The 13509-nt window shown below is 68.4% G+C and carries 13 protein-coding genes; 5 read left to right on the top strand and 8 right to left on the bottom strand.

Annotated features, from left to right (window positions below; translation table 11 throughout):
* Positions 1 to 4: 4 nt before the first annotated feature.
* The 5 genes from NVU01S_RS43065 to NVU01S_RS00685 all read right to left on the bottom strand — a co-directional run bounded on the left by NVU01S_RS43065 (position 5) and on the right by NVU01S_RS00685 (position 3762).
* The gene (locus NVU01S_RS43065; protein WP_156161863.1) at positions 5 to 142 is read right to left on the bottom strand and encodes a hypothetical protein; all 138 of its coding nucleotides are present in this window, start codon (positions 140 to 142) and stop codon (positions 5 to 7) included.
* A 98-nt stretch (positions 143 to 240) separates the two neighbouring features.
* Positions 241 to 1389 carry a zinc metalloprotease gene (locus NVU01S_RS00670; protein WP_043678616.1) on the bottom strand — a complete coding sequence of 383 codons (1149 nt, stop codon included), beginning with the start codon at positions 1387 to 1389 and terminating at the stop codon, positions 241 to 243.
* A gap of 290 nt (positions 1390 to 1679) precedes the next feature.
* A complete protein-coding gene (locus NVU01S_RS00675) occupies positions 1680 to 2963 on the bottom strand; it encodes an ArsB/NhaD family transporter (RefSeq protein ID WP_043678654.1) in 1284 nt (427 codons plus the stop codon).
* A 29-nt stretch (positions 2964 to 2992) separates the two neighbouring features.
* Positions 2993 to 3451, bottom strand: coding sequence for a CBS domain-containing protein (locus NVU01S_RS00680; protein ID WP_043678653.1), 459 nt, complete (start codon positions 3449 to 3451; stop codon positions 2993 to 2995).
* Between the two features lie 38 nt (positions 3452 to 3489).
* Positions 3490 to 3762 carry a cation:proton antiporter regulatory subunit gene (locus NVU01S_RS00685; protein WP_043678614.1) on the bottom strand — a complete coding sequence of 91 codons (273 nt, stop codon included), beginning with the start codon at positions 3760 to 3762 and terminating at the stop codon, positions 3490 to 3492.
* 177 nt (positions 3763 to 3939) lie between these two features.
* On the opposite strand from NVU01S_RS00685, the gene NVU01S_RS00690 reads away from it, so the two are divergent.
* The 3 genes from NVU01S_RS00690 (at position 3940) to hrpB (ending at position 8123) form a co-directional block, all read left to right on the top strand.
* Positions 3940 to 4953: a sensor histidine kinase gene (locus NVU01S_RS00690; RefSeq protein ID WP_052281163.1), complete on the top strand. Its 1014-nt coding sequence runs from the start codon at positions 3940 to 3942 to the stop codon at positions 4951 to 4953.
* Complete coding sequence (locus NVU01S_RS00695) at positions 4950 to 5609, top strand: response regulator (protein ID WP_014984713.1); 660 nt, start codon at positions 4950 to 4952, stop codon at positions 5607 to 5609. Before NVU01S_RS00690 ends, NVU01S_RS00695 begins: the two co-directional genes overlap by 4 nt.
* A 72-nt stretch (positions 5610 to 5681) precedes the next feature.
* The gene (gene hrpB / locus NVU01S_RS00700) at positions 5682 to 8123 is read left to right on the top strand and encodes an ATP-dependent helicase HrpB (protein WP_175068855.1); all 2442 of its coding nucleotides are present in this window, start codon (positions 5682 to 5684) and stop codon (positions 8121 to 8123) included.
* A 129-nt stretch (positions 8124 to 8252) separates the two neighbouring features.
* Here the strand turns inward: hrpB and NVU01S_RS00705 are convergent, their stop codons facing one another.
* On the bottom strand, positions 8253 to 8744 hold the full coding sequence (locus NVU01S_RS00705) for a nuclear transport factor 2 family protein (protein WP_043678611.1): 492 nt from the start codon (positions 8742 to 8744) through the stop codon (positions 8253 to 8255).
* A 10-nt stretch (positions 8745 to 8754) separates the two neighbouring features.
* Positions 8755 to 9333 carry an NADPH-dependent FMN reductase gene (locus NVU01S_RS00710; protein ID WP_043678610.1) on the bottom strand — a complete coding sequence of 193 codons (579 nt, stop codon included), beginning with the start codon at positions 9331 to 9333 and terminating at the stop codon, positions 8755 to 8757.
* 106 nt (positions 9334 to 9439) lie between these two features.
* Between NVU01S_RS00710 and sigJ the strand changes: the two genes are divergently transcribed.
* Both sigJ and NVU01S_RS00720 read left to right on the top strand, forming a co-directional pair.
* Entirely contained in the window at positions 9440 to 10327 is an 888-nt protein-coding gene (sigJ, locus tag NVU01S_RS00715) for an RNA polymerase sigma factor SigJ (RefSeq protein WP_043678608.1), read from the top strand.
* Positions 10328 to 10402: 75 nt separating this feature from the next.
* On the top strand, positions 10403 to 12493 hold the full coding sequence (locus NVU01S_RS00720) for a phosphocholine-specific phospholipase C (protein ID WP_209444869.1): 2091 nt from the start codon (positions 10403 to 10405) through the stop codon (positions 12491 to 12493).
* Positions 12494 to 12555: 62 nt separating this feature from the next.
* On the opposite strand, the gene NVU01S_RS00725 is transcribed toward NVU01S_RS00720, so the two are convergent.
* Positions 12556 to 13470 carry an RpnC/YadD family protein gene (locus NVU01S_RS00725; protein ID WP_043678606.1) on the bottom strand — a complete coding sequence of 305 codons (915 nt, stop codon included), beginning with the start codon at positions 13468 to 13470 and terminating at the stop codon, positions 12556 to 12558.
* Positions 13471 to 13509: the final 39 nt, after the last annotated feature.

Consider the following 13509-nt stretch of genomic DNA (forward strand, 5'->3'; position numbering starts at 1 on the left):
CGCGTTATGCCGGGATCGCCGCGGTGAGCGAGTAACTCAACCCGATCGCGGCGATCACCGCCATCAGCAGCAGCGCCAACAGCATCCCGGGCACATTGTCGATGAGGGCCGGTTCGTTGCGATCGGTGCGCGATACTGCCATGAGATCGACCTCCGGTAATCGGGCGTGGTGTATTGGTGCGATTCCCTGTTGCGCGAGGGTCAAACATCGACGGATGTGACTTGTGTCCACTGCCGGTGTCAGAACAGATCGGCACCGGCGAAGTCGATGAACTGGTCGCCGCCGGACCGATCGACGGTGTCGAGCGTGTCGCCGATGTCGAACATGCGGGTGCCGCTGTCGCCGAACCAATCGAAGGACTGGCCGCTGTCGCCGCCGAAGATGTCGGTGCCATCGGAGGCGTTGTCCCAGCCGCTGTCGCCGAACCAATCGAAGCTGTTGTCGCTGCTGAACGGGTCGCCGGTATCGGTGCCGAACAGATCGCCGAACGGGTCACCGGAGGCGTCGTCTCGACCGTCGCCGAGCCAGTCGAATCCGTCGCCCGCATCGTCCGGGCTCGGTGCATCGCTGCCGTCGCCGAAGAGGTCGGTGTAGTCGCCGCTGAACGGGTCGTCGCCGTCGAAGGAATCGTCGCCGAAGGAATCGTCGCCGAAGAAATCGCCGCCGAACGGATCACCAGGCTGTGCCGTATCGCCGCTCTGGTCGTCGCCGAACTGATCCGACCCGTTCCCGGGCGCGGTTTGCTGATCGTCGACGCTCGGCTTCTCCGGTTTCGGCCGGGGTGCGCCGGGACGGGTCGGCCGATCGTCGGGGTCGCCCTTCTGCGGGGTGCTGTCGGAGGGCGACGCCGAGTTGTTCGGCTTTCCGCGCTGATACATCTTGTTGAGTTCGCCGACTTCGCTTTTACCCAGTGGGCTGGGTCCGTCACCGCACCGGTTGACGACGCTGGCCATGATGCTGCACCCGCTGTCGTTGTGATCGAGGCCGATGGCGTGCAGCAGTTCGTGTCCGGCGATCTCGGTGCGGTCGGCGGGGTCGAAGCTGCTGTTCTTGGGGTCGAGCTTGACGAACGGACCGTTGTCCCAGCCGCCCAGGCCCGCGACGTCGCCCTGGAAGTGTTCGTTGCTGATATCGATCGCGCCATTACCCGTTCCCGGTTCGAGCACGATGTTCAAACCCGGTGTCGCGTTCAGATGCTTGACCGCGTTCTCTATCCCGGGATCATGAATCTTGTTGTTGTAGTGAATGATCGCCCGGCCATCTTTGTCGTACCCCTGAATCTTCGCTCGAAAGTCGAAACTCGCCGCCTGCGCAACCCCGGCGGTCGTCGCGCTCAGACTCAACGCCGCGGGTGTGAGCAGCGCTCCGGCCAGCAATGTGGCGAACAACCGCGGCCGCCCCGGTCCCGGCGTCTGCGCAACCCGATGCTTCCCTCGATAATGACGACGACTGCCCGAATCAGGCATGACCAGAAAACCTCCGAGTATCGGCGAACGGGCCCCAGCACGCGGCCCGGCGGCGTCGACAGTACTGGTAGAAACGCGCCGATGCGCAAACTATAAGCCGCAGCTAAACACGCGAAAATGGTCTCGACACAACGCATTTAAGCGCTGTCTGCAACGACGTTAGTTCGCGGGAAATGCGCGCGGCGGTCGGATCCGGGCGATTATGGTGGCGTTCAGAAATAGCGCGCCCAGAGGTAGATCCAGGCGAGGGTGGTGCTGAGGGCGGTGACGAGGATGCCGTATTTGGTGAAGGTCCAGAAGCTGATGGCGTGGCCGGCGCGGCGGGCGATGTCGAGGGCGACGACGTTGGCGCTGGCGGCGACCGCGGTGCCGTTGCCGCTGAAGTCGGCGCCGAACGCGAACGACCACCAGAGTGCTTGCCCGTGCACCGGGTTCGGCGTCTCGGCGACCAAGCCTTCGACGACGGGCGCCATGGTGGTCGTGTAGGGGATGTTGTCGATGAACGCGGCGACCACGGCGGAACCGAAAACCAGTGTGGCAGAGGCCAGTAGCGGGTTGTCGCCGAACGCGGTGACGGCGGCGTCGCCGATGCGGTCGATCACGCCGGTGTGCACCAGACCGGCCACCATGACGAACAGTCCCATGAAGAAAACCAGTGTGCCCCATTCGACTTCGCGGAGAATATCGCCCACGTCGAGATCGGAGATCAGCACCATCGCACCGGCACCGAGCAGCGCGATGATCGAGGGCGCGATATGGAACACCGAGTGCAACCCGAAACCGAGGACGACGGCGGCGAGCACCAGCATGGAGCGGGCGAGCAGCCTGGGGTCGGTGATGGCGCGGCGCTCGTGCAGCGCCATCACCACTTCGATGTGCGCGGAATCGTGGCGCAGATGCCTGCGGAACAACCAGCGGGTGAACAGCACGAACAGCACGAAGATGACGGCGACGGCCGGCGCCATGTGCACCAGGAAATCGTTGAAGCTCAGCCCGGCCCGGCTGCCGATGATGATGTTGGGCGGATCGCCGACCAGGGTCGCCGCACCGCCGATGTTGGCGGCGAGGATCTCGGCGATGAGAAAGGGTTGCGCGGGTAGCCGCAGCCGATCGCACACGACGATCGTCACCGGCGCGACGAGCATGATGATGGTGACGTTGTCGAGCAGCGGCGAGGCGACGGCGGTGATCACCATCAGCATCACCATGAGCCGGAAAGGCTTGCCGCGGGAGCGTTTTGCCGCCCAGATCGCCAGGAAGTCGAACAGTCCGGTGTGTTTGACGACGCCGACGATGATCATCATGCCGAGCAACAGGAAGATGACGTTCCAGTCGATGCCGTTGTGCGCGGAGTAGAACACCTGCTCGCCCGGCACCAACCCGAGCACCGTCATCAGGCCCGCCGCGACGAGCACGATCTTGACCTTGTCGGCGCGCTCGGTGGCGATGCACCAGAAGGCGCCGACGAAAATGGTGAGGGCCAGTAGCTGAGTCACGCCGATCACCTCGTGCGGCCCCGGCGGGCTCAGTCCTCGGGTCCGGCGATGGCCAGGCTCAGCAGCAGCCGCTCCAGCGTCACCGCGCCGAGCAGCGTGCGATCCCGGTCGACGACCGCGACCAGCGGGCTGTGCTTCTGCGCCATCAGCGCCGCGACCTCGAGCAGGGTGGCGTCGGGGCGGACGGTGGCGGGTTTGGCGATCGTCTCGGGCAGGCAGTCGCCGACCGTCCAACGGCCGGGTTCCTGCCAGAAGAGTTCGGCGTGCAGCTCGTCGATCGTGCGGACCAGAGCCGGGTCGTTCTGATACGAGCTCGGGATGGCCAGCCGCAGCACCTGGGTGCCGGGCAACACGGCGATCGGCCGGTCCGCGTCGTCGACGACGATCATTCCGGGCAGTCGATTGACCACCATCAGCCGCATGGCCTTGGCGACGGGGTCGGCCACCCGGACGGTGGGCAACTGGATCGCGATCTCACGTGCTTGCATGGCTAGGTCCCGTTGCGCGTGCGGGGGAAAGGTGGGCATCACCGGTTCCGATCGTCGGCGAGAGTGTCGAGCAGCCGTTCGAGGCGGGCCACCCGATCGGGGAGCGGGGCGCTGTGCAGGAGTGCGGCGAACTGGTCGGCTTCGTCGGGTTCGAGCGCGACGATCTGCACCGGTTCGTCGCCGGTGTCGTCGTAGACGAGCACGTGCTTGTCGCCGTCGGCGGCGGTGAGCAGGGCGAAACGCGCGCCGCCGCGGGCCAGGAAATGGTGCACGGTGCCTCGTCCCGGCACCGTCGTGCGATCGACATCCATGCCGGATACTCCTCCTGCGGTCCCGTGGTTTCCGATCTCAGTCTCGGTCCGGACCGGGCCCGCCGACCATCGGTGCTGTTACTCATCTCCGCAGGTGGCGGCTATGTAGTCGGGCGGTCGCAGAATGGGTGTCAGACCCCATGGACACCGGCGTGCACCGGCGGACAGACTGGGAGGATGGACCGACCGGACAGTGCCGCCAGCGTGTTCCGGCGGCGGCCGCGCACGCCGGCGCAGGCCCTGTACCGGCGGATCTTCCTGATCAACGGCGCGGTCTTCACGCTCGGCACCTTGGTGCTGGCGCTGTCCCCGGCGACGGTGTCGGCCCGGGTGCGGCTGACCGAGGTCCCGGTGTTGCTGATCGGCCTCGCGGTCATCCTGGCCGCGAACGCGCTGCTGCTGCGGACGAGCCTGGCGCCGCTGGACGGATTGATCGCCTCGATGGATCGAGTGGATCCGCTGCGCCGCAGCGGCCGGTTCGACGACCGCGGCAACGGTGATCTGTCCCGCCTGATCGATACGTTCAACGCGATGGTCGATCGGCTGGCGACCGAACGCACCGCGGCGAGCGCGTCGGCGCTGGCCGCGCAGGAGGGCGAACGGCGCCGGATCGCCCGTGAACTGCACGACGAGATCGGCCAAAGTCTCACCGTCGCACTGCTTTCGATGAAACGGGCCGCCGATCGTTCGCCCGCCGACGTGGCCGAGGTGTTACACGGCGCGCAGGAGACCGTGCGCGGGTGTCTCGACGAGGTCCGCAACATCGCCCGGCGGCTGCGCCCGGACGTGCTCGACGATCTGGGGCTGGCGAGCGCGCTCGCCGCGCTGTGCGGCGAATTCGCCACCACGGCGGGAATCACGGTGGCGCGCACGGTGGATCGCGATCTGCCGCGGCTCGCGGAAGAGGTCGAGCTGGTCTGCTATCGCATCGCGCAGGAGAGCTTGACCAATATCGCCAGGCACGCGCAGGCCACCGCGGTGCGCCTGAGCCTGTCCGCGCGCGACGACACGTTGGTGCTGCGGGTGCGCGACAACGGACGCGGCGGCGTGGTCGAGGACGGTGCGGGTATCCGTGGCATGCGCGAGCGGGCTTTGCTGGTGGACGCCACGCTGGTGATCGAGTCGGCGCCCGGACACGGCACCGAGGTGTGCGTGACCATCCCGCAGCACCATTCAGGAGGTAGCTCGTGACGACCGCGGCACCGGCCCGCATCCTGCTCGCCGACGACCACGCCCTGGTGCGATCGGGTCTGCGGCTGATCCTCGACGCCGAACCCGATCTCACCGTGGTCGCCGAGGCGGCCAACGGCTACGACGCGATCCAGCAGATCGCGGCCACACCGGTCGATCTGGCGATCCTCGATATCGCGATGCCGCGGTTGACCGGGATCCAGGCCGCCCGCGAGATCGCGGGCAGCAACCCGCAGGTGCGGATTCTCATGCTCTCGATGTACGACAACGAGCAGTACTTCTTCGAATCCCTGCGGGTCGGCGCCTCCGGGTATGTCTTGAAATCCGTGGCCGATCGTGACCTGCTGGAAGCCTGCCGGGCCACCCTGCGCGGCGAGTCGTATCTGTATCCGGGCGCGGTCAATTCGCTGATCCGCGACTGGCTGCACCGCGCGCGCGACGGCGAGGCGTTGCCGCGCAGCATCCTCACGCCGCGTGAGGAGGAGGTGGTCAAACTCGTCGCCGAGGGGTTCTCCTCGCGGGAGATCGCCGGGGACCTGTTCATCAGCGTGAAGACCGTCGACCGGCACCGGGCCAACGTCATGCAGAAGCTGGGTCTGCGGGACCGGCTCGCGTTGACCCGCTACGCCATCCGGGCCGGGCTGATCGAACCCTGAACCGTCGCGCACGGGCCCGGCCGGGTGGGGGGTTGCGCACGCCGAGGCGCGGCGACGGCAGACTGGTTGCCGATGAAACTGCCCGAACTGCCCGAGCTACCGGTCCGCCCCGCCCTCGATGGTCTCGTCGAGACGGTGGCCGAGCGGGCGACCGCTGTGCTGGTCGCACCGCCGGGGACAGGGAAGACGACGCTGGTGCCGCTGGCCTTGGCAGCGGCGAGCACCGGGCGGGTGCTGGTGGCCGAGCCGCGGCGGCTGGCCGCGCGGGCCGCGGCGGCGCGGATGGCGGCCTTGCTCGGCGAGCCGGTGGGGGAGACCGTCGGGTACTCGGTGCGCGGAGACCGGCGCGTCGGGCCGGGTACCCGGATCGAGGTGGTCACCTCCGGACTGCTGGTGCGACGGTTGCAAGGCGACCCCGAACTGGCGGGGGTAGATGTGGTGATGCTCGACGAGTGTCATGAGCGGCACCTCGACGCGGATCTGCTGCTGGCCTTGCTGCTCGACGCCAGGGCGGGCCTGCGACCGGACCTGCGAGTGCTCGCTACCTCGGCAACCGTTGCGGCCGAACGACTTTCGGAACTGCTCGACGCCGACGGCGGTGCGCCGGTGGTGCAGGTCGAGGGGCGGGCGTACCCGGTGCGGACGACGTATGTGCCGCAGGTGCCCCGGGAGCGGGTGGAAGCTCAGGTCGCGCGGGCGACCCGGGCCGCGCTCGCCGGCACCGACGGCGATGTCCTGGTCTTTCTGCCCGGCGCCGCCGAGATCCGCCGGACGACAGCGCTTCTCGCCGATCTGAGTGAGGTCGATATCGTTCCGTTGCACGGCAGGCTCTCCGCGGCAGATCAGGATACGGCGCTGCGCCCCGGCGTTCGGCGGCGCGTCGTGCTGGCCACGGCCGTGGCGGAATCGAGCCTGACGGTGCCCGGCGTACGGGCCGTGGTGGATTCGGGGCTGGCCCGGGTGCCCCGTATCGATCGGGGGCGCGGTCTGTCCGGGCTTGCGACAGTGCGGGTTTCGGCGGCGGTCGCCGAACAGCGCGCGGGCCGCGCCGGGCGCGAGGCCCCCGGCCACGTGTGGCGGTGCTGGCCGGAATACGAGCACGCCACCCTGCCCGCGTATCCGGAGCCGGAGATCCGGACGGCGGATCTCACGCGGCTGGCATTGGAATTGGCATGCTGGGGCACGGCCGACGGCCATGGCTTGGCCTGGTGGGACGCACCGCCGCCGGGCGGGCTGGCGGCGGGCCGGGAAGTGTTGCGCGCGTTGGGCGCTGTGCACGACGACGGTACGGTCACCGACCGTGGGCGGCGCATCGCCGGGATCGGTCTGCATCCCCGGATGGCGCGCGCGTTGCTCGACGGCGCGGCGGAGGTGGGCGCGCGAGCGGCAGCGGAGGTGGTGACCGTGCTAGACGACGACACCCTGCTCTCCGGCGTCGATCTCGTGGCCGGTCTGCGCGCGCTGCGGCGTGCGCGTCCCGGCCGCTGGCAGCGTGAAGTCGCCCGGCTGGCCCGCGCGGTGGCTGCGCCGGACGGTCGCGACGATCCGGCTTTCGTGGTGGCACTGGCCTATCCGGAACGGCTCGCGCGGCGACGTGCGCAGGGCTCGGCCAGCTACCTCATGGCCGGTGGCACCGCGGTCACGTTGCCGCCGGGTTCCGGAATGGGCGATGCGGAGTGGTTGGCGGTCGGGGTGGCGACGCGCGATCCAGGGCGTTCCGATGGACAGATCCGGCTGGCGGCAGTCGCCGACGAACAGCTGGCGCGCCGCGCGGCGGCGAGCCTGCTGCGCACCGTGGACGAGGTCGACTGGGTGGACGGCGACGTGGTGGCCCGTCGGGTCGAACGCCTGGGGGCGATCGTGCTGTCGGAGCGGCCGATTCGCGATCCCGACCGTGAATTGCTCAGTGCCGCAGTGCGTCGCGGCCTGCAGGAGCGCGGCCTCGAAGTGCTGCGCTGGGATGCCGAGGCGGTCTCGCTGCGGCACCGCCTCGACTTCCTGCACCGCACCCTCGGCGCGCCGTGGCCCGCGGTCGACGACGCAGCGTTGCTCGCCGACGCCGAACTCTGGCTCGGCCCGGAACTCGCCGTCGCCCGCACTCGCGCGGACCTCGCCCGCATCGATGCCGGAACGGCATTGCGTCGGCTACTGCCTTGGCCGGAGGCCGCCCAGCTGGACGAATTGGCACCGGAACGGCTGACGGTCCCGTCGGGTAGTCGTCCCCGCCTCGACTACTCGGCGGACCCGCCCGTGCTCGCGGTCAAGGTGCAGGAGGTTTTCGGTTGGGCGGACGCGCCGCGCCTGGCCGGCGGGCGCGTCCCGATCGTCCTGCACCTGCTCTCACCCGCGCAGCGCCCGGTGGCGGTCACCGCGGACCTGGCCTCGTTCTGGCGAGCCGGTTGGTTACAGGTGCGCGCGGACTTGCGCGGGCGCTATCCCAAACATGCTTGGCCGGAGGATCCCACCACCGTGCCCGCCCATCGCGGGACGGCGCGCAACGCAGGACGCAACTGAGTGCTGCTGGGGTGCTTGCGGTTTCAGCAGGCGAACCGTCGGCTCACCCGGGTAGCGGCGGCACGCGCCGGGACCCGACCGGCCGCGCCGGGAGGCGAACGCGGGCAGCGGTAGAGTGCCGCAGCTCCCTCAACCCTGCAGGCGCGCCGCCGAGACATCGACACCCAGCCCGTGCTCGCCGGGCGGCGCACCCGGCAGCGGCGAGTTGTCGAGATAGCGGATCTCGTAGACCCTTTCGGTGAACTTCCACCCGTCCGGCGTGCGGCGGTAGCGGTCGTGGTAGATCGCGTAGTTGGTATGCGAACTGCCGCTTGCCAATCGGCCGAGTTCGAGGATGTGGGCACGGCCGGCGGCGGTGTCGCCGTCGAGCTCGATGACACCGGTATGGGTGTGCTGGATGAAGTATTCCCAGGCGGCCTGCATGCGCGGGAGCGCGTGCTGCAACTCGGCGCGACCGGTGAGTTCGATCTGTGCGTCCGGGATGCGGAGCACCGCGTCGTCGGTGAACAGCGTGAGCAGGCGATCCGGGTCGCGCATCATCACGGCGTCGCTGAACGCCGCACCGAGCGCCGCGATCTCGATGCGGTCGGCGAGGGCCCGGAAGTCGTTCGGTATCAGCATGTTCGACTCCTCAGGAGGTGACCAGGGCGGACTGGCGCAGCGGGGCGAGCGCGGTGCTCCATGCGACGACCTTGTCCAGCAGTTTGCCCAGGGCGGCGGTGTGCCGTTCGGTGGGTCGGAAAGCGGTGTAGTTCTCGAAATCGGCGAGTACCGAGACGGTGACTTGCGGGCTCACGTCGGCCATGCCCAGCGCGCTGCACACCTGACGCAGCTGCTCCACCGCGAGCACACCGCCCCCGGCCCCGTAGGACACGAAGCCGACCGCCTTGTCGGTCCACTGCGCGAACAGGTGGTCGATGGCGTTCTTCAGCACACCGGGTGCGCCGTGGTTGTACTCGGGCGTCACGATGACGAAGCCGTCGAACGGGGCGATCCGCTCGGCCCAGGCGCGGGTGTGCGCGTGCACCGACGGGCCGAACATGGGCGCCACCGGCTCGTCGAGGTGGGGCAGCGGGTGCGCGCGCAGGTCGATCAGGTCGAACTCGGCGTCGGCGCGACCCGCCGCCGTGTCCAGCACCCATTGCGCGACCTGCAGGCCGTTCCGGTTCGGGCGGGTGCTGCCGAGGATGATGCCGATTCTGATTGTCATGCCCTACCGACGACGCACCCGGGCGAAATGTCAGGCCGGCTCACATTCCGGATCGCTGTTTCGTCAGTCTGGGTAAGGAACGTATCGACCGAAGGAGCCGACCACTATGACCGACCCGCAACCGTGGCCGGTGCTCAGCGAACGTCGTCAGCTGATCAACCTGGCCTACCGGCTGCTCGGCTCGCTGGCCGAGGCCGAGGACGTGGTGCAGGAGGCGTACGCGCGCTGGTACGCGATGTCCGACGCGCAACGCGCGGCCGTGGCCGAGCCGGGTGCCTGGCTGACTACCGTCGCCGGGCGCATCTGCCTGGATCTGCTCGGTTCGGCCCGTGCGCGGCGGGAACGGTATGTGGGCGAATGGATTCCGGAACCGGTGCCGGGCCGCGCCGAATGGCTAGGCGGGCCGATGCCCGCGGATCCCGCCGACCGGATCACCCTGGACGAGTCGATCAGCATGGCGTTTCTCGTGGTCCTGGAATCCATGACCCCGGCCGAGCGGGTGGCGTTCGTCCTGCACGACGTGTTCCGCTACTCCTTCGCCGAGGTCGCCGACGTGGTCGGGCGCACCCCGGCGGCCTGCCGGCAGCTGGCGTCCTCCGCACGTCGCCGGATCCGGACCTCCCGCGACGTCACCCTCACCGAACGTGCCGAGGTCGTGAAGGATTTCAAAAAGGCTTGGGAAACTAGCGATATCGAGGCGTTGATCGGCCTGCTGGACCCCCAGGCGATCGCGACCGCCGACAGCGGCGGCCTGGCCCCGGCCTTCCGGCGGCCGATCGCCGGCGGTGCGCGGATCGCCGCCGCGTGGCTCGAGATCGCCGCCCGGGCGCCCGAGGTGACGCTGATCGAACGCACGGTGAACGGGCAGCCCGGGCTGGTGGCGCTCGTCGCCGGCACCATCGTTTCGGTGTACGCCTTCGACATTGCGGATCGGCGGATCACCCGGATCTGGGTGATCCGGAATCCGGACAAGCTGCGGCCCTGGACCGAGTGACCCGGCGTCGCGGTAGCGTTTGCTCTGTTCATGCTCCGGCAAACCGCGGTCACTAGCATCCCCGAGATGGTCCCGATGTCCCGTCGACACCTGTTCGGTTCCCTGGCGACGGCTGCGGCGGCGTCGCTGCTGCCGCTTTCGCTGCACCGCGCCATGGCCGCGCCCATGCGCCGCGGCGGGCTCGCGGAAATCGAGCACGTGGTGCTGTTGATGCAGGAGAACCGTTCGTTCGACCACTACTACGGGACGCTGCGCGGGGTGCGTGGATTCGGCGACGAGTCCCCGTTGCGGCTGCGCACCGGGCGTTCGGTGTTCCATCAACCGCAGCCGGCCCCGCCCGGACAGCTCCCCGCACCGGCCGCGGAGGTGCTGCCGTTCTCGCTGCGTGCCGCGGCGGCCAGGGCCGGTCGCCCGGACAGCGACATCCAGTATCTCGACGCGCTGAACCACGAGTGGTACGGCAGTACCGCGGCGTGGGCGCAGGGGTGGTACGACGGCTGGATTCCGGCCAAAACACCTGCCACGATGACCTATTACGAGCGCCGCGACATTCCGCTGCAGTACGAGCTGGCCGAGACGTTCACCCTCTGCGACGCCTACCACTGCTCCCTGTTCGGCGGGACCAACCCGAACCGGAACTACTTCTTCACCGGCACCACCGGATTCGAGCCCGGCACCCGGAAACGGGCCGTCGCCAACGATGCCTACGAGATCGATCATCCCGGCTATGCGTGGACGACGTATCCGGAGCGGCTGGAAGCGGCGGGCGTGTCCTGGCAGATCTATCAGGAGTGGGACAACTTCACCGACAACCCGGTCGAGTACTTCCTGCCGTTCAAACGCATCGGCACCCGACTGCTGGCCGAAGTCGACGGGGGATACCGGACCACCGAACAGTTGTACACCGCGCTGCTGACCCTGCCCGAAGCCGACCGGCAGCGGCTGCTCGGTCAGCTCGACGCGGCACTCGGCGGACTGACGGCGCAGCAGCGCAGCCTGTTCGACCGTGCCATGTACCGCAGCGCGCCGGGAACGCTGCTGCAACGCTTCCGCGCCGACGTCACGGCAGGAACCCTGCCCGCGGTGACCTGGCTGGTGCCGCCCCAGGCGCTGAGCGAACATCCGTCCGGTTCGACGCCGGTGGCCAGCGCGAACCTGATCTACGACCTGCTCGACATCCTCGCATCGGACCCCGGAACCTGGTCGAAGACCGCGCTGTTCCTCAACTTCGACGAGAACGACGGCTTCTTCGACCACGTGCCGCCGCCCGTGCCTCCGCGACCCGCGGACGGCGAGGGCGACGACTGGTATCAGGGACAGGCGATCGGGCTCGGACCGCGGGTGCCGATGGTGGTGGTCTCGCCGTGGACCATCGGCGGTTTCGTCGACTCCGAGGTGTTCGACCACACCTCGGTGCTGCGTTTCCTGGAAACCTGGACCGGGGTCGCCGAACCGAACATCAGTACGTGGCGGCGCACCGCCTGCGGCGACCTGACCTCAGCCTTCGACTTCACGGATCCCGGCAGGCCGCCGACGCTGCACCGTCCCGGACCGGTGCCCGCGCCCGTCACCCGGTGGATGCCGAATCCGCCACCCGCGCAATCGGTTCCGGAACAAGAACCCGGCCGCCGGCCGGCCCGGGCGTTGCCCTATCAGCCGACGGTGTCAGCAGTGCTGCGTTCGCCTACCCGGCTCGCCGTGACCCTGCGCAACAGTGGTGCGCGACCCGCGCACTTCACCGTCTACAGCTATGCGGGCGAGCCCAGCTTCCCGGTCCACCTCGATGTCGCGTACGAGGCCACCGAAATCGTGACTGTCGCAGGGGAATACGATATCGCCGTACAAGGGCCGAACCGTTTCTGGCACGAACTGCGCGGGAACACCTCGGGCGCAGCCGCCGATATCGTTGTCCGCCAACTGATCCGCCGCGGTAGCTTATCGGTCGACCTGGCCAACGGCGGGGGAGGCGAGGTTACGGTGACTCTCTCGTCCCGCCGCTTCACCACGACCCGGCACGAAGCGACCCTGCTGCCCGGCACCACGAAATCCGTCGATTGGCCGACCGACGACGGGTGGTACGACCTCACCGTCACATGCGCCGAAGACCCAACCTTCAGCCGCCGGCTGACCGGCCGCATCGAACCCCCCGCCATCGAGGTCGACTGATTACCACCGAGGCCCGACCACGCCTGCTGGACCGGGCAGGCCTCGGTGTGGCGCGCCGCAGCTCAGTCCGCGAAAACCTCCTCGATCGAGTCGTACTTCGCGGCGCGAACGATCCAGGTATCCAATTGATCCACGTCCGTGCAGTTGACGACTCTTGCCTCGAGCGCGGGAGTCACTGCTAGGCGCTTGGCGCCCAGCACTGTGAGCAGCGCTTCGGCTTTGCCCTCGGCTTTGCCCTCGGCTTCGCCTTTGGCGCGGCCCTCCGCCTCGCCTTTGGCACGGCCCTCAGCCTCGGCCTTGAAGTGCATGTCGTTGAAGTAGTCGCTCATGTAGGGGCCGGTTTTCGTCATTTTCAGCATCTCCAAGAAGTGCCGGGTCGCACTCTTGGGGAGTGCGGACGTGATGAGGTCAATGTACTCGCCGGTGGCAGGAAGCAGATGCATCGTCTCGGCGACGGTGTTGAGGATCGAGGCGTGGTCGGGATGCCCGCGGTGGGCGATGGCGGACAGGATGGCCAAATCGGGGTTGGTTTCGGCGGTGTGGACATCGGTGACCACGGGAACGTTGGCTGGGCTGAGCACAAGGGGTACGAGGACGAATCCAGGGGAGACGGTGATCGGCATGCGGCAACGGTTCGAGGCGCGCTCGTTCGGGCATAGCACGACCAAGAGAACCGTGCATCGGAGTCGGGCGCGCAATGTCGTCAGATAGACGGGCCAACTCCAGTGTTTGTCTCGGTCGTGCCGGAGTTGTACCTCGATAACGATGCCGAGGACCGGGGCGGTCGCGGCAGTCAGTGTGACCACGAGATCGGCTCGGTATTCGGTGGGTTGGATATCGGGTAGGTCGCCGGAATCCAGGCGTGCTTCATCGAACTCCGGGAGTGGGGTGTCGATCACGTCGATGAGTAGTTCTGTGACGAATTCAGGTCTGCGCCTTAACAATTCGATGAGTGCTTCGTGCTCCGAGGAGGGCATGGGCGCGACGTTACCGATGTCGGAGGGGGATTCATATGG

Source organism: Nocardia vulneris (assembly GCF_001613425.1).
In the GTDB taxonomy this organism is placed as follows: domain Bacteria; phylum Actinomycetota; class Actinomycetes; order Mycobacteriales; family Mycobacteriaceae; genus Nocardia; species Nocardia vulneris.